This is a genomic window from Burkholderia sp. SIMBA_051 (assembly GCF_046534915.1).
In the GTDB taxonomy this organism is placed as follows: domain Bacteria; phylum Pseudomonadota; class Gammaproteobacteria; order Burkholderiales; family Burkholderiaceae; genus Burkholderia; species Burkholderia ambifaria.
Map to the genome: position 1 here is coordinate 1 of NZ_JAWRXS010000941.1, position 234 is coordinate 234.

The 234-nt window shown below is 67.5% G+C and carries 1 protein-coding gene; it reads left to right on the plus strand.

Going from position 1 to position 234, the window contains the following annotated elements; genetic code table 11:
* On the plus strand, positions 1-234 hold a 234-nt coding region (locus tag SB771_RS37255), incomplete at both ends, for a sensor histidine kinase (RefSeq protein ID WP_410722312.1).

The following is a 234-nucleotide window of genomic DNA, read 5'->3' on the forward strand; positions in this document are numbered from 1 at the left end:
CGCGGCGACGACGTGCGGCTCGTGCAGGTGCTGTACAACCTGCTCGACAACGCATCGAAGTATTCGCCGAACGGCGAGCACATCGAAGTCCACGTGCGCACCGAGGCGAGCGTGGTCGCGATCGACGTCGTCGATCGCGGGATCGGCATCGTCCCCGGCGCGCAGGAGTCGATCTTCGAACTGTTCGAACAGGACAGCAGCGCGGGCCGCCTTGCGGCCGGCGGGCTCGGTCTC